This is a genomic window from Guptibacillus algicola (assembly GCF_020171805.1).
In the GTDB taxonomy this organism is placed as follows: Bacteria; Bacillota; Bacilli; order Bacillales; family Guptibacillaceae; genus Guptibacillus; species Guptibacillus algicola.
The window spans coordinates 288,958-303,765 of sequence record NZ_JAIVAF010000003.1; the positions used below are offsets into that span (position 1 = coordinate 288,958).

General features: G+C 40.9%; 17 protein-coding genes. 9 read left to right on the forward strand and 8 right to left on the reverse strand.

The window, feature by feature from the left end:
- Nucleotides 1–33: 33 nt before the first annotated feature.
- The 4 genes from LCM09_RS08940 to LCM09_RS08955 all read left to right on the forward strand — a co-directional run bounded on the left by LCM09_RS08940 (nucleotide 34) and on the right by LCM09_RS08955 (nucleotide 3,551).
- Nucleotides 34–561 (forward strand): DUF6886 family protein, encoded by a 528-nt coding sequence (locus LCM09_RS08940; protein WP_224880774.1) that lies wholly within the window; start codon nucleotides 34–36, stop codon nucleotides 559–561.
- Nucleotides 562–770: 209 nt separating this feature from the next.
- Complete coding sequence (locus LCM09_RS08945) at nucleotides 771–1,580, forward strand: alpha/beta fold hydrolase (protein ID WP_224880776.1); 810 nt, start codon at nucleotides 771–773, stop codon at nucleotides 1,578–1,580.
- A 221-nt stretch (nucleotides 1,581–1,801) separates the two neighbouring features.
- Nucleotides 1,802–2,620, forward strand: coding sequence for a PP2C family serine/threonine-protein phosphatase (locus LCM09_RS08950; protein WP_224880778.1), 819 nt, complete (start codon nucleotides 1,802–1,804; stop codon nucleotides 2,618–2,620).
- A 34-nt stretch (nucleotides 2,621–2,654) separates the two neighbouring features.
- Nucleotides 2,655–3,551: a hypothetical protein gene (locus LCM09_RS08955; protein ID WP_224880780.1), complete on the forward strand. Its 897-nt coding sequence runs from the start codon at nucleotides 2,655–2,657 to the stop codon at nucleotides 3,549–3,551.
- A 161-nt stretch (nucleotides 3,552–3,712) separates the two neighbouring features.
- On the opposite strand, the gene LCM09_RS08960 is transcribed toward LCM09_RS08955, so the two are convergent.
- From LCM09_RS08960 to LCM09_RS08970, 3 genes are all read right to left on the reverse strand, one after another.
- Entirely contained in the window at nucleotides 3,713–4,939 is a 1,227-nt protein-coding gene (locus LCM09_RS08960) for an MFS transporter (RefSeq protein WP_224880782.1), read from the reverse strand.
- Between the two features lie 227 nt (nucleotides 4,940–5,166).
- Nucleotides 5,167–5,787 (reverse strand): DUF421 domain-containing protein, encoded by a 621-nt coding sequence (locus tag LCM09_RS08965; RefSeq protein ID WP_224880783.1) that lies wholly within the window; start codon nucleotides 5,785–5,787, stop codon nucleotides 5,167–5,169.
- A 100-nt stretch (nucleotides 5,788–5,887) separates the two neighbouring features.
- A complete protein-coding gene (locus LCM09_RS08970; RefSeq protein ID WP_224880785.1) occupies nucleotides 5,888–6,511 on the reverse strand; it encodes a spore coat protein in 624 nt (207 codons plus the stop codon).
- 208 nt (nucleotides 6,512–6,719) lie between these two features.
- Between LCM09_RS08970 and LCM09_RS08975 the strand changes: the two genes are divergently transcribed.
- The 5 genes from LCM09_RS08975 (at nucleotide 6,720) to LCM09_RS08995 (ending at nucleotide 9,269) form a co-directional block, all read left to right on the forward strand.
- Nucleotides 6,720–7,589, forward strand: a complete 870-nt coding sequence (locus tag LCM09_RS08975; RefSeq protein ID WP_224880786.1) for a DMT family transporter — start codon at nucleotides 6,720–6,722, stop codon at nucleotides 7,587–7,589.
- Between the two features lie 151 nt (nucleotides 7,590–7,740).
- Entirely contained in the window at nucleotides 7,741–7,980 is a 240-nt protein-coding gene (locus LCM09_RS08980) for a hypothetical protein (RefSeq protein WP_224880787.1), read from the forward strand.
- A 181-nt stretch (nucleotides 7,981–8,161) separates the two neighbouring features.
- On the forward strand, nucleotides 8,162–8,344 hold the full coding sequence (locus tag LCM09_RS08985; protein WP_224880788.1) for a hypothetical protein: 183 nt from the start codon (nucleotides 8,162–8,164) through the stop codon (nucleotides 8,342–8,344).
- Nucleotides 8,345–8,478: 134 nt separating this feature from the next.
- Nucleotides 8,479–8,823: a MerR family transcriptional regulator gene (locus LCM09_RS08990; RefSeq protein WP_224880789.1), complete on the forward strand. Its 345-nt coding sequence runs from the start codon at nucleotides 8,479–8,481 to the stop codon at nucleotides 8,821–8,823.
- The gene (locus tag LCM09_RS08995) at nucleotides 8,820–9,269 is read left to right on the forward strand and encodes an SRPBCC family protein (RefSeq protein WP_224880790.1); all 450 of its coding nucleotides are present in this window, start codon (nucleotides 8,820–8,822) and stop codon (nucleotides 9,267–9,269) included. The genes LCM09_RS08990 and LCM09_RS08995 overlap by 4 nt, the downstream gene beginning before the upstream one ends.
- A gap of 121 nt (nucleotides 9,270–9,390) precedes the next feature.
- Here LCM09_RS08995 and LCM09_RS09000 read toward each other — a convergent pair whose 3' ends face one another.
- The 5 genes from LCM09_RS09000 to LCM09_RS09020 all read right to left on the reverse strand — a co-directional run bounded on the left by LCM09_RS09000 (nucleotide 9,391) and on the right by LCM09_RS09020 (nucleotide 14,742).
- Nucleotides 9,391–10,689, reverse strand: a complete 1,299-nt coding sequence (locus LCM09_RS09000; RefSeq protein WP_224880791.1) for a Zn-dependent hydrolase — start codon at nucleotides 10,687–10,689, stop codon at nucleotides 9,391–9,393.
- Nucleotides 10,682–11,854 (reverse strand): amidohydrolase, encoded by a 1,173-nt coding sequence (locus LCM09_RS09005; protein ID WP_318246503.1) that lies wholly within the window; start codon nucleotides 11,852–11,854, stop codon nucleotides 10,682–10,684. Before LCM09_RS09005 ends, LCM09_RS09000 begins: the two co-directional genes overlap by 8 nt.
- Nucleotides 11,855–11,881: 27 nt before the next feature.
- Nucleotides 11,882–13,153, reverse strand: a complete 1,272-nt coding sequence (locus LCM09_RS09010; protein WP_224880793.1) for a TRAP transporter large permease — start codon at nucleotides 13,151–13,153, stop codon at nucleotides 11,882–11,884.
- Nucleotides 13,150–13,647 carry a TRAP transporter small permease gene (locus LCM09_RS09015; protein WP_224882889.1) on the reverse strand — a complete coding sequence of 166 codons (498 nt, stop codon included), beginning with the start codon at nucleotides 13,645–13,647 and terminating at the stop codon, nucleotides 13,150–13,152. Before LCM09_RS09015 ends, LCM09_RS09010 begins: the two co-directional genes overlap by 4 nt.
- 69 nt (nucleotides 13,648–13,716) lie before the next feature.
- A complete protein-coding gene (locus LCM09_RS09020) occupies nucleotides 13,717–14,742 on the reverse strand; it encodes a TRAP transporter substrate-binding protein (protein WP_224880794.1) in 1,026 nt (341 codons plus the stop codon).
- Nucleotides 14,743–14,808: the final 66 nt, after the last annotated feature.

A 14,808-nucleotide genomic window follows, 5' to 3' on the forward strand; every position in this document is an offset into this window, starting at 1 on the left:
GAATAGAATGAGCTCGAAAGGAGGCGATAGTGAGTGCGGTTATTTCATGTTAGTGAAGAGAGTGATATAGACGTGTTTGAACCACGTGTTCCAACTCGAAAGGATCTTGATGAATCAACAGGCCTTGTGTGGGCGATCGAAGAGAGGTGCTTGCCGAACTTTTTAACACCTCGGGATTGTCCGCGAGTTTGCTACAACGTTGGTCGCGAGACGACTGATCTACATAAACAGACATATCTTTCATCGGAATTTCATTCACATGTCGTCGTTATCGAACAGATGTGGTTTGAGGTCATGAAGAACACAACATTATTCCTCTATGAATTTGATCCAGCTGCATTTCAACTTCAGGATGAGAATGCGGGTTACTATGTGAGTGAATCAACGCAAATTCCGATTGCAAAATGGGAGGTAAATGATTTGTTTCAAGCGCTGTTTTCCCGCGGTGTTGAAGTTCGGTTTGTAGATAATTTGTGGGAGATGTATGATGCGATCCAACAAACGACGTTTTGTTGGTCGATGTGTAAAATGGGGAATGCAAAGCCCAGGACAGATGAATAGTAGTAGGTCACCGCTGCAGTGGTTTCTTTTTTGCGTAAAAGGGGTAGTATTTATTAAAAAAGTGTGACGATCATCGCAAAATCCGACACCAAAAGCACATTTATCACGTGAACTTGTTTATTTCTTCACCCGTTTAAGGTTATACTTGTTCTTTAGAAGTCGGGATTTTGAGAGACAACATCCCTTTTTTATAGAGAGGATTTCACATCATGCTTGATTACAAATACTACAAATGCAATGACAATAATAATGAAACGATCGTTCTGTTACACGGCCTCGGTGGCAACTACGGAATTTTTAGTAAGCAGATCGCAACGTTCAAAAAACAGTTTCATGTGTTAGCGATCAATTTGCCCGGTCACGGAAAATCGCCAAGTACGTCTGATTACGATAAATCATTTGATAGTGATTTAGTTGTGGATGAACTTCTGCGAACTCTCGATAAGCTGAATATCGGTAAAGCACACGTAGTAGGCATTTCATTAGGATCCGTCGTAGCTCACCACATGCTACAGCGTGCGCCAGAGAAGGTGAAAAGCGCAGTACTTGGAGGAGCGATTACTCGTTTTACACCACTCGCAACCTTTCTGTTACTAGCAGGAACTGCCGTCAAACGCTTTGTGCCTTACATGTGGTTATACAAATTGTTTGCTTATATCATGATGCCAAAAGCAAATCATGCAACCGCAAGAGAAGTATTTATTAGAGAAGCTGTGAAGATGAAGCGCCACGACTTTTTAGCGTGGTATAAGTTAGCGTTTACAGTGAAAGACACGTATGCCGATGTTCAAGTAAAAGGCAAAAGCGTACCGAAGCTCTACATTTCAGGTGAAGAGGATCACCTCTTCGTAGAACCATTGTTAGAAGACACAAAGAGTGATAAACAAGCGCATCACCTCGTTCTAAAAGAATGTGGGCACGTATGTAACGTAGAAAAACCAAAAGAATTCAACGCTGCTTCATTAGAATTCTTTAATAAGCATCGAACGGAGCACGTGCCAATCTCGTCTGCGCTTTGATTAATTGAATAGTAGAAGAGGGACTCGTCGATGACGGGTCTTTTTTTGTTACTTTAAAAAGTCTATAGAAAGCTTTGGGATATGGTAAAATATAGAAGTGGCTTAGCCTAGTGAACTTGAATGTAGTAGTTGGGGTAATAGAAGAGCTAAAGTCAGAGCATTCTTCATTAGGATGATATAGGTGGTAATTGTATAGTTATTTAAAGGAGCACATGTCACGTATGAATGATTTGAAAAACACGATTAGTGAATATAGTTGGGTAGGAAGCGAAAAGAGTTTCGTGGATATTATAGATATTATGAATCTTAACCAGGTATCCATAGGGCGGTTCGGTGGAAATTCACATGCAGGGCAGTATAAAAATGAAGATGGTTGCCTGATCTGGGTAGATGATCACAGAGGTTGGGAGTTCGTAGTCATACTTGATGCACATCAGACTGCCGAAAGTGCTGAAATAGTCATAGCACAGTTCGCTCGCAGAAAAGCGGAAATACAAGCTCTATTATCCTTACCATATAAAGAAACGATCGATAGACTAGAAGAAACGATTGTAAACATGTTCCAAGAAGATAAATTCCTCTATGAGTGTCAACATGTGAAAGGTGAAACAGCTTGTTTAATACTCTTTAGAAAAGATAAGTATGTATGGTGGTTATCAATAGGGGACTGCATTTCTTACATATTTCACCCTGAACTTGCCAACCTAGGTCAGTATCAACTAAATCAGAGGCAGTTTTTTGAATGGATTGGACAGGTCAATACATTTGAGCAAGTGATTCCTTGCTATAGTAGTGGAGTTAGAGAACTTAGAAAAGGAACAAATCGCATGTTATTAACAACTGATGGGTTAGTTGAATGTCCGAATAAACCCTTTTCTAATCCAAAAGATATCTATGAGGTAATGAAACACCAACCTAATAACGAAGGTATAATGTCACTGCTTCAAACTATCCAAGAAAATAACGTAAGAGATAGTACAACAATTATTTCTTGGGATGTGAATATAACAGTAGATGTTTCTAACCCAAGTGATCAATAAACATTACTATCAAAATGAAAGAGTTGAGAAATAAGTGATGGTTGAAATAGTTCCTACGAAAGAACAGATAAAGTCCTGGATGAAAGAGTTTGTCCCCAAAAAGGATTTTTTCTTTGTAAAAGAAAAAGATTTGCCCACTTTTAATCACCATTTAAACGAGGTTCTACTTATTCCTAGTGACGAATTTTTTCGTCATCCATCATATAGACAAGTTGAGCTTTCTAATAGCTATACATATTGGAACATCTCGAAGGATGTTGACTATGTAATTGCGGCGCACAGTAGCTGGATTGAGAACCTTAACAAAGAGAAAAAGAGAGTGATCCTCAACAATCAAATCAAAGTAAACCGTGGGTTAATTATGCCTTTGTCATATTTCATCGATGAAACCCTAGTTCCAGAAGAATATATTTTTGAAGAAACAGAAGGAGAATTGGTTGTTATTCAACATGACATGTGGAATGCGCTCCCAGAAGGCATAAGAGAAAGTGCACTATTAGAGTATGCAAGACAATGGGAGGATTGGTCGTGTTACGAAACTCCAGATGCAACGGATAATCATATCAGCCGTTACGCTAACCATTTTTCAACTCTTTCAGGAAGTAATTGCTTGTCTACCACATTGTTTGCAGTAACCAAACAAGAATGGATCATTAAAGAATGGATGCATCCAGCAACATTTAGTAATGGTTTAAAAATAGCAAATTACACATTAACCTCTGGTAAGATCCAATGTGGGGACGTTATAACTTGGGTGAATGAAAATAACAGTATTCAGCACGCTGCTTATTATATTGGAAATGATCTTGTTTTTAATAAAAACGGTCAGACTTTCTTTAATCCATGGAAGATCGTACATATTGATCAGTTAAATGAGCAATGGAATCAGTATACTAAGAAGATATATCGTAAACATAAAAAAACCCCTTAAATACAAAGAAAAGTAGTATTATCATATAAAATCATATTAGCAAAGCGAGTATTTTCGTTCTTCAACAAATGGGTTGTTGGAGGGTCATGAGTGTTCAATCATATTCTAATTAAAGCACGCCCCCTAGACTAGGAGCGTGCTTTTATTATTTTCATCCTGCATTATTCTCTCGCTTGGAGCGTTTCTTTCATCTTTAAAGTGGAAATGATTCCGGAAATAAGAGGGAGGATCGCCACAATGCCGATGGCCCAATTGACATTGATGATGTCTGCGATAATCCCAGCCATTAATGCACCAAATGCGTATCCGCTGTCTCTCCAGAAACGGTAGACGCCCATGGACGTTGCGCGCCATTCAGGGTGTGCCACGTCACTTATTGAAGCAAGAATCGTTGGATAAACCATGGCCGTTCCTATTCCTAATAGTGCTGCACCAAGTAGCCAAAACGAAAAGGTGTTCACCATCAAGATAACCCACAACGAAATTGCTTGAACAAACATTCCGGTTACAATCAGCTGTTTGCGACCTATTTTATCGCTCCATATACCGGTAAATAACTGAAATAACCCCCACGCAGCCGGATATACCGCGACGACTGTGCCAATCTGTCCGACAGTTAACCCGCCGGTAGCAAGGAAAATCGGAAAGAGACCCCAAGCCATTCCGTCTTTTAAGTTTGTTGTTAGTCCAGCGAAGCTGTTACTTGCTAAGTTAGGGTTTTTCCATGATGTACGCTTGAAAACCTCCCATGTGGAAACAGGGTCTGACTCTACCTTGTGTTGTTCTGCCTGTGTTTTCACATGCTGGTCCGTATTTTTAACAATAAGTGATAATAGAAAACCAATGATGACGAGTGCGATTCCAATATAGAATGGTTCTGGACTTAACGAATAAGTAGAAGCGACATATCCAGATACAGCTGCCATGATCGCTACACCGATATAGCCAGCGAATTCGTTGAATCCGACTGCTAATCCTCTCTGTGTTGATTTAGCGAGGTCGACTTTCATGTTAACGGTCATCGACCATGTGAGTGCTTGGTTAATTCCTAAAAAAATGTTGGCGACGATTACGACCCACCAAGCATGAGCGAGTATGACCATGATCGGAACGAATAATCCGATCCCCCAACCTATGAGAAGCACACGCTTTCTTCCCATTCGATCTGCTAGATCACCAGCGAAGAAATTGACGATCGCTTTTGAAAAACCAAAGCTGACAATAAAGGAGAGTGCAGCACTCATCGAAGCTAATCCGAAACGTTCTTCTCCGATAATCGGTAGAATGGTTCTCTCTAAACCGACCATCGACCCGACAAATAAATTAATGATAACTAATAATACAAACTGAACAATATTTTCTCGTACACCTACTTGAACATTTCTCATATGTTATCCCTCCTTTCCAATAACATAATCCGCTCATCACGTTCTTTTCGTTAGTTATATTTGTTGGTTCTTCAATAAAAAATAAAGACCCACTGGGTCCATATCAAAATAGAACTGTGAAACTGGTGGGAAAGAACTATAGTATATATTTACTAAAAGCGATCTTTCTAAACTGTTCTTTCCATCCCTTTTCTCAGGTGGAACAGGTTGCGTTAGACAACAATCTTTTATTGTAAATGCTTAGGTGGTTCAATACTGTGGTTGTTAGTTTCTACTTCTTTAAAAATGTCTTGCTTTGGTGCTTGTTGAGTTTGAGCGTTCGGAACTAGAGTAGAATTCAATAGTTGTAGAATTTGCTGAACACTTTGTTGTAGTTGATCAATTTCTTTTTTTGTTGCTGGTTGTGATTCTGGTTTTAGTTCATAGCCTACTTGTCCATTCGGCTCTAATGTTGCCCATTTCACACTATCGATGGACGTTACATTTTGTTGTCGTAACTTCATTTCAAGTTGATCAACTGTGAATCGTAGCTTCTTTAGGTTTTTCTCATTTAAAGTCCCATTTTCAATCATTACTTTTGATTTACCAGTAATGAATTTTTCAATGCCATCAGACTTCACTTGTGCATATTCCATCACGATTAGCGTTATGACTAACATCGTTCCGACTGCAAGGGTGGTCCATATATTCTTACCTGCTAGAGGCTGTATTAATAATGACCCTATTCCAATCATGATAACGGTTTGAGCAAGCGTCATTTGAGAAATTGATTTTCTTCCAGCTATTCGTAACAGTAGTGTTCCACCAAGTACAATTAAGATCGACTTCCATATCCAGTCAAAATCCATCTGTATCATCCTTTCTATAGTAACTCGCGTTATCACGAAGCTAACGCTTTGCTATATGGATAAAAAGCTGAACGCTTGTGTACGTTCAGCTTTTTTTTGATTATTGGAGGGTCGCCTGATGAGGGACAGGTGTATAGCTCTGAAGCATGAGGTTCATATCCTGCTCCGATAATTGAGGAACTTGATAGTAACCATGTTTATTCTGATATAGGAAGATTTCATAACTTAACTCAATTAGATTCGGAACACTGTCACTGACAACTCGTCGTAATACCGGGTTTGTCATTTCAAGTGCTGTCATGGTAAATAAGGATGCTAAAGACTTTGTCTGCCCTAGCATATAAGCTGATAATCCTTGATCAGATAGATCTCTCACTGACTGATTAGGTTTTTTTGGTGGGCCTGGCTTGATACCATATACAACTTCGTTTGATTGTTGCATCGTATAGTTGCCAGTCGGGTTAATCGGATCTTGTCCGGTTTGAAAACTCTGGACGATCGAATTGTACATGGTGGTAATGAAGTTCCTTTGATGTTGTAAAATGCTTTTGAGTTCAGGATCTTGAATGTGTTGGTCGTACATCTGATACTGGTCGAGCATACTGATGATACTTGAAATGATCTCATGGGCGTCAAACAATTCGTGACCGCCGTGATTATGATTTTGAACGTTTACAGACGTGTTGGGTTGCGGCTGTTCAGCATTGGGCGTTGCTTGATTCATTTGATTTTGCTGTTCCATCTTCCTATCCCTCCATGACTAATGTTATGGGTCTGTTGTATTATCTCTAAAACACCTTTTCATATGTATCATCTCTGTCTTAAGGGTCGGAATACGATTTCCCAATATACTCCAATTTCGAGTTTTATTTCTGATATGTGTGGGAATTACCCTCTGAACAGTAAACACATTGATCAAAGGAGTTATAGAGATGCGATTTTTTGGAGTTTGGTTCGTCGTTTTAGCTGCGATGTTATGGGGAGTATCAGGTGGACTTGCAGGAATCCTTATGGAGAAAGATTGGGATCCTCTTGTCATTTCGTTTTATCGAGGTGCGGTTGGACTCGTTTGTCTTTCCATTTGGCTTATGTTTCAACCTAAACCTAAAGGGGAGGAGAACAAGAGGAAAACCATCCTTTGGTCAGTGCTTGCCGGAATCGGTGTAGCGGGGAATTTCAGCTTTTATTTTCTAAGTATTTCACAGTCTGGTGTCGCTGTCGCATCGACGTTAATGTATACAGCGCCACTGTTTGTTTTTATTATTTCGTTTTTCCTGCACCTAGAGCGTGCTACGACGTTCAAGGTGGTTTCAATCTTTGTCGTAATGATCGGGATTACGTTGTTAACAAACGTATTTGAAGTAGGACTAGGAAGTTTAAATCTAATCGGAATCATAAGTGGTTTATTATCTGGACTTTCCTATGCGCTTTTCATATTTGGTTTTAAATTCGCAACGGAACATGGCCATCCACCATTTGTATTAACAATTGCATTCGCTGCATTTACCGCATTGATGTTGACGATCATTGACCTTGATGAAATGGTATCCGTGCTCTATTCAGATGATCTTATATGGTTTATTACGCTAGGAATCATTGGAGCAGGTATCTCGTTCTTCGCTTATTTAGAAGGATTGAAGAAAACAAAGGCATCACTTGCAGCTGTCATCGCAATGGTGGAACCAGTTACAGCTTCTTTGTTCGGTTTGCTGATTTTAGGAGAAGTTCTAACTATCATCCAGGTTGTTGGGATTTTGATTATTTTAGTTACCATTACGTTGTTGAGTAGAAAGCAGAGTTAGTACTTTTAAGTAAAGGAAGAAGCAGTTCACTTATGGAATACACATTAGAAGTTGTGTCCTTAATTGAACTGTTTTTTTTATGGGGTTGTAGACTGATTTGCAAGATAACACTGACTACCTAAGCGCATAGAGTCTAAAAAGGGGATGGTCTATGATGAAAGTTTGGCTTTCTTTACTAGCTGGTTTGATATGCGGTATTACACTGTCCTATTTTCTTCTGGACTACAACAGTTGGGCTCTTCACCTAACTGGAGTGAACGGGGAGGTCATTAGAACGACCAATGAGTTAGATTTCAATTTTATAACGAACGTCTTTTTACTAGTGGCATCTGCTTCAATCTTAATCTATGGTGCGTGGACATTAATAGAAAAGAAAACAGAAGAACGGTAAACGTTTACTCATATAAAGGGAGAAGCACAATGAAAAGAGCCGCTATGGGTGCACTTACTATATTCATACTGATTATGGGACCAGTAATCTTGTTTTCCTTTTTTACACCTTCTGAAGAATGATATGGATTTCCTGTTCCGAAAGATGCTGTACTTGTTCAGGAAAGTGAAGATAGCAAGTTATGAGTGGTCAGTCAAAGGGTTCTGATGTAAAAGGCATTCCATTCGGTTATGAATGGGTCTTGAAAGCAAAAGGGTGGAAGAAGGGTGAAAGGGAAGGTGCTTCGGTAGTTTACCCTAAAAGAGGGAATGAGGTTATCTTGATTTCTACATCGAAGCATTTAGATGTGATAAGGAATGAATAACTAAGGGAGACGCGTTTGTTTGTAACGCGTCTTATTTCGTGGATTGTCTTCGAAATTAACAAAATAATATAATGTACTTAACTATTGACCGTGTGGTGTACCCCACAGTTTATGATATGGGTAGGAGTGAGAGGATGTATAAGATTAGTGATTTTTCTCTGATGACTGGACTTAGTAAAGAAACGTTACGCTACTATGCAGAAGTTAAGTTACTCGAACCAGCTTACATTGATCCAACGAATAATTATCGCTATTACGATGATGGAAGTTACTTCTTGGCAGTCCTCTTAGTGAAGTTAAGAAAGCTTGGTTTTACGATACAAGAAATGGTTGGAGTGATGGAGGACGAGTCGTTTGCTAATTTAGAAAAGTTATTGATCCAAAAAAGAAATAAGATCGTAATGCAGATAGAAGATCTTCATCTTCAGGTAGAAGAAATCGACGAATTTCTTGCATCAGGGAAGGAGGATATTGAGTGATTCAGTGGAAGGAAGAAATCATGATTGACGCTAACATTGAAAAAGTGTGGTCATTGTTTTCAGATGAAAACATTAAAAGAATTATGCCCAAAGTAGAGGAACATCACTTGATTGAAAAGAAAGAAGATGAGGTTGGCGCAAAGCATAAGCAAACCTATCGTGAAGGTAAGCGCTTGGAAACCTATATTGTCGAAACATTGGCTTATGAAGATCGCGCAGACAAAAAACAAAAGAAAATAAGCTTTGTTTTAGGAAAAGCCTTTGAAATCACACTTACTTTTACGTTGCTTAAAGAGGATGATACAAGGACGACATTTATTTATGAAGGGCAAAATAAGGGCGTTAATTTCGTAGGAAGAGCGATGTTGAAGCTCGGAAATGAGAAAAGTAATCATAAAGTGGTAAAAGAGTTTATGGACAGAGTGAATGATGAAGCGTTAGTGTAGCGAGGTTAGTATAATGTAACCTAGGAAAGTTGAAGACATAAAAAAATGCCACCCAAATCGTTAGCGATTAGGGTGGCATTTTTTTATTATTTTTTTAACAGGAACGTTAGTAATAAGCTGCTCAAGCTTCTCTATAACTGGACAGGATTTTCCCTAACGTTCGTTCCATCACGAGGATGCCATCCAAGCATTCACTTAGGGATGTCAATTCCTCAGGAGTATGGCTTTTGCCGTTCTTACTTGGAACGAAGATCATGCCGGTTGGGATTTTCTTACCGAGAAGCATCGCATCGTGTCCTGCACCGCTCGGCATTCTTCTATATGTGAAGTTCAGTTCATTCGTCGCTTCTTCAATCATGTTTGTCATATGGTCATTCATATGAACGGGCTCAACGCGGATGCTGTTAGAGTTCTCGAGAGTAAGTCCTCTAGTTTCAGCAATTTTGTTCGCATTAGACTTGATCGCGTCGATCAGTTTTTCTCTTGCATCACGATCGATGTCTCGAATATCAACTGTGACCGTTGTTTTTCCTGCAATCACGTTCGTTCCATTTGGAGAGTTTGTGATTTTCCCAACTGTTGCTACAGCGGTATCGCTGAATCTGGCAGGAAGCTGTTCGATCGTAGTGATGAGTTCACTGGCACCGATCAAGGCATCTTGTCTCATGGTCATCGGTGTGTTGCCGGCATGGTCAGCGCTTCCGATAAATGTGAACGTTTCTCTTGCTGGGCCTGCGATTCCTTCCACAACACCGATTTGCTGCTTGTTCGTTTCTAATACAAGTCCTTGTTCGATGTGGAGCTCGAGGTAGCCGATGATCTCGTTCATATCTCGTTCAGCGCTTTTTAATTCTTCAGGGTTTAAGCCATCTGCTTTCATCGCTTCTGCGATCGTCGTACCTTCATCGTCCTGATACGAGTGGAGCGCGTCTTCGTTGATTTCACCGATCATCGCTCGGCTTCCTAGTAATCCGTGGTTGAAGCGTGATCCTTCCTCATCAACAAACACGGCAACTTCGATCGACCACTTCGGCATGCCATTTTGATTGATGAATGACTCGACCGCTGTTAATGCGGAAAGGACGCCTAGTAGACCATCGAACATTCCGCCGTTTGGTACCGTATCGATATGAGAACCGAGGATAAGACTTTTGTGCGTATGAATACCTTTGATCTTACCGTATACGTTTCCAATCGCATCCTCATGGACGGACATTCCCATCGTTCTCATCCATTTCTTGATCCATTCGATTGCTTCTCGATATTCTGATGTATAAGGGAAGCGGCTGTTACCGCCAGCTTCTGTAGCGCCAATGCTGTTGATCTCATTGAAATAAGAGATGAAATGATGGATCGGTAAATGGGTGTGACGTGGAAGAGATTCATATTCCTCCTTCCATCGTTTTACGCGATTATCCATCTGCTACCTCCCCCTCATTGCTGAGTTGTATGACTTTGATGAACGTCTTACTTGCTTGTAGCATCGCTGATTCTTCGATATCAAAATGTGGATGGTGATGTGGATACGCTTCGCTGTGACCAGCCCCTGTAAAGAAGAACGCTCCTGGTTTATCCAGCAAATAGTAAGCGAAATCTTCCCCGCCCATCATCGGGTCCATCTCTTGTGAATGCTCGTGTCCAAACAATTCTTCTGCCGCACGCTGTACATGCGTTGTTTCTTTCTCATGGTTGTAAAGGGCAGGGTAGCCTTCTTCATAGTTTAACGTGCACCTTGCTCCGTATGTTTTTCCTGTATGTTCTACGATTTCAGCCATGCGCTTCTTCACGGTAACTTGAACGTCACGTGAAAAGGTCCTGGCAGTACCTAAAATTTGTGCGTTCGCAGGTATCACATTGAACGGACCACCTGACTCGAATGCGCCTAACGAAAGTACGGCAGATTGAAGGGGGTCAACATTTCGACTAACAACCTGCTGCAGATTTTGCACGATGGCTGATCCACATAGAATCGGATCGATCGTTTGATGGGGAAGCGCACCGTGACCACCTTTACCATCGATCGTAATGGAAAACCGATCAGACGCTGCCATTAATGGACCACTTTTTGTAAAGACTGATCCTACTGGAAACATGGACCAAAGGTGAGTGCCATACACTTCATCGACGCTTTCTAAGCATCCTGCTTCGATCATCGGTTTTGCGCCACCTGGCGTTTGTTCTTCAGCAAACTGATGGATTAGGACAATCGTTCCATGCAGGTGTTCGCGATTGTTGTAGAGTACTTTTGCTGTGTGAAGAAGTGTTGACGTATGTGCGTCATGTCCACATGCGTGGGAAACGCCTTCTACTTTTGATTTATAAGGCACGTCTTTTGCATCAGGGATCGGAAGCGCATCGAAATCTGCGCGCAGGGCAATCGTTTTTCCTGGAAGAGAGCCGTGGATCTTTGCAGTGATCCCGCGGCCGCCTACACCTTCTTTAATATCGTCTATGCCAAGATCTCTTAGAAAAGCTGCGATCTTCTTAGGTGTTTCTACCTCTTCGAAAGAAAGCTCTGGATTCTCATGGAAATGACGACGCCATTCGACCATGTGAGGATATTCTGTTTCTAGTTGTTCGATCATTTTTCCGTACATGAAATGCTTCCTTTCTTATTCAAATAGACTTGGAATCCATAGCGTTAAGCTTGGAATGTAAGCAATCAATAAGATTGCGATGATTCCTGTGATGAAGAATGGGAAAATATCTTTGATCGTGTTTTCGATCTTCACCCGAGCGATGTGGCACGAGATGAATAGAGTAGAACCAACCGGTGGTGTAAACAATCCTAATGCGAAAGAACAAAGCATCACGATAGAGAAGTGGGTAGGATCCATTCCAACACCAGTTGCGATCGGGAAGAAGACAGGGATGAAGATGAACAAGTTTGGAACGAGCTCCATCACCATTCCAGCTGCAAGCATAATCACGATCAATAACAAGATGACGAGTGCATCAGAAAGTCCAAGACCAAGAATCCAATTTGAGATCAAGTTTGGAATGCCTTCTGAAATAAGTGCGTATGTGAAAATCATCGACGTACAGATCATCAGCATAACAACTGTTGTACCGTAGACCGTTTCTTTCAACGATTCATATACGCCTTTAAATGAAAGTGACCTGTAAACGAATTTACCAACAAGAAACGCATAGATCGCAGCAAGAGCAGCGGCTTCAGTTACCGTTGCGATTCCGAATACAATGGCTCCAATTAAGAAGATAGGAAGGACAAGTGCCCAGAATGCTTTGAAAAGACTTGTGAAGAATTCCTTAAAAGAAGGCATCGATTCGCGCGGGTATCCACGTTTGATCGAAATGATAACGGTTGTGATAAGGTACGTTAAACCGATTAAGATCCCTGGGATCACACCTGCTAGAAACATTTGTGCGACAGATAGATTAGCTAACCAGGCGATGATGATCATCGTACTACTCGGTGGAATAATGATTCCGACAACTGAGCTAGATGCGTTGATCGCGGCAGCGAAGGAAGAGGAGTATCCTTTCTTTTTCATCGAAGGAATCAGAACACTTCCTGTTGACGCAGCATCTGCAACAGATGATCCAGATACACCTGCCATCCCCATACTTGTAATAACGGATACGCACCCAAGGCCGCCTGGTAGTTGGCGAACCATGGAGTCTGCTACTTTGATGATGCGCTGTGCGATGTTTCCGTGAATCATCAGATTTCCTGCGAAAATAAAGAACGGGATCGCTAGGAATGCGAAGGACTGCGTGTTTGAAAAGAATCGCTGTGCAGCGAGTTCCATCGGAATGCCTTCGACGATAAAGAAAAGAACCGCTGAAATCCCCATCGAGAACGCAATCGGAACTCCTAGTAAGAGCATTACGAAGAAGCTTATTATCATAACGGCGATCATTGGATTTCTCCTCCTTTCATCCACGTACTTTTGTTACGGATAAGTAAAGTGATTTGAAGAATAAGTAGGATTGCAACTAATGCGAACGATACGGTTACGGATACGTATAGCCACGACTTTGAAATTCTTAACATTGGAAGTGGCTGCATGCGAACAGCATCTGCTAGCAAATAGCTTGCATAAGCCATATAGACAGAGAACAATAGCATGATTACTTTTGCGAAGAGCTGCAGCATCCACTGAATGCCGCGACCGAATCGCTCTTGTAAAACGGTTATTTTCAAATGATCTTCGTTTTTCGTAACGGCGATCGTTCCGAGGAAGATCATCCAGGGGAAGAAGATTTGCGTCATCTCCGTTGAGGATGAAATAGGGTAGTCGAAGACATACCTTGATAATACTTCTGCGAACACGACGAGTGTAAGCAGGACCATAAGGATACTAGCAATGACTTCAGTAACCTTCACAAATCTCGATGTGATTTTCTCTAGCATTTCATTCACCAACTTTCTCCTATAATGAAAATTCAGCGAGCAGGAGACCTACTCGCTGAATGATTTGTGTTATTGTTCAGAGCGGTACTCTTCAAGGAACGTTTGAACTTCGTTAATAATTTCAGGTGACATTCTTTCTTCCATTTTGGTGTAAACAGGTTGTACTGCTTTTTGGAAAGGTTCAACATCAGGCTCTGTGATTTCAACGAAAGAACCTTCCATTTTGTCTAACATTTCTTTATCTTTGTTTGCTGTAAATTCGTACGATGCATCACGTGCTGCATTTGAAGCTTTTTGCACGATTTCTTGAAGCTCAGGCTCTAAACCATCGAACGTGCCCTGATTCATGATGAAGTAAGAATAGTAGTACGTGAAGTTCAGGATCGCAAGGTGATCTTGTACTTCATGGAACTTTGTTTCGTAAATCGCATCTAGCGGGTTGAACTGACCATCTACAACGCCTTGGGAAAGAGCAAGGTAAACTTCAGTAAACGGCATTGTTGAAACAGAGCTTCCTAATGTCTTGAATGTTTCGATCAATGTTACGTCGTTCGGAGAACGCATTTTCAAGCCTTCAAGATCTTCTGGTGTATTGATCGGGTGGTCGTTGTTCGTGATTTGAGCGAAACCAAGTTCAACATCAGATAGGACTTTTAATCCTTGCTCAGACCCAAGTTCTTTCAACTTGTCGCCTGTTTCACTTTCAAGTACAGCGTGAGCTTCGTCAAAGTTTTTGACTAAGAACGGAAGAGATAGCGTTGCGTATTCAGGAATCGTATTTGCCATCATGTTTGCGCCAGCAATCTGCATGTCTAGTGCGCCGACTTGTACAGATTCGATCATCTCTTGCGCACTACCTAATTCTTCGTTTGGATAAATTTCAACTGTAATCGCGCCATCTGTTTCTTCTTCGACTACTTCTTTAAATTTCTTAGCAGCGACGTCTCGAACAGATCCTTCTACTGTGTTAAAGCCAACTTTCCATGTTCTTTCTTTGAAGCTTCCATCTCCGGAATCAGATGCAGAATCACCATTTCCTCCACAAGCTCCTAGAAAGACAACTAATGTAAGCATTAGAACGAGTATTCGTTTCATCTCATGCACTCCTTGTTTTTTGTTGTTTTTTGAATATTTAAAACCATTGTACCGGAGATGTTCGCT

Coding starts and splice junctions, on each gene's coding strand:
- LCM09_RS08945 (WP_224880776.1), top strand. CDS start 771: ATGCTTGATTACAAATACTACAAATGCAATGACAATAATAATGAAACG.
- LCM09_RS08950 (WP_224880778.1), top strand. CDS start 1,802: ATGAATGATTTGAAAAACACGATTAGTGAATATAGTTGGGTAGGAAGC.
- LCM09_RS08960 (WP_224880782.1), bottom strand. CDS start 4,939: ATGAGAAATGTTCAAGTAGGTGTACGAGAAAATATTGTTCAGTTTGTA.
- LCM09_RS08965 (WP_224880783.1), bottom strand. CDS start 5,787: ATGGATTTTGACTGGATATGGAAGTCGATCTTAATTGTACTTGGTGGA.
- LCM09_RS08970 (WP_224880785.1), bottom strand. CDS start 6,511: ATGAATCAAGCAACGCCCAATGCTGAACAGCCGCAACCCAACACGTCT.
- LCM09_RS08975 (WP_224880786.1), top strand. CDS start 6,720: ATGCGATTTTTTGGAGTTTGGTTCGTCGTTTTAGCTGCGATGTTATGG.
- LCM09_RS08980 (WP_224880787.1), top strand. CDS start 7,741: ATGATGAAAGTTTGGCTTTCTTTACTAGCTGGTTTGATATGCGGTATT.
- LCM09_RS08985 (WP_224880788.1), top strand. CDS start 8,162: ATGAGTGGTCAGTCAAAGGGTTCTGATGTAAAAGGCATTCCATTCGGT.
- LCM09_RS08990 (WP_224880789.1), top strand. CDS start 8,479: ATGTATAAGATTAGTGATTTTTCTCTGATGACTGGACTTAGTAAAGAA.
- LCM09_RS09000 (WP_224880791.1), bottom strand. CDS start 10,689: ATGGATAATCGCGTAAAACGATGGAAGGAGGAATATGAATCTCTTCCA.
- LCM09_RS09005 (WP_318246503.1), bottom strand. CDS start 11,854: ATGATCGAACAACTAGAAACAGAATATCCTCACATGGTCGAATGGCGT.
- LCM09_RS09010 (WP_224880793.1), bottom strand. CDS start 13,153: ATGATCGCCGTTATGATAATAAGCTTCTTCGTAATGCTCTTACTAGGA.
- LCM09_RS09015 (WP_224882889.1), bottom strand. CDS start 13,647: ATGCTAGAGAAAATCACATCGAGATTTGTGAAGGTTACTGAAGTCATT.
- LCM09_RS09020 (WP_224880794.1), bottom strand. CDS start 14,742: ATGAAACGAATACTCGTTCTAATGCTTACATTAGTTGTCTTTCTAGGA.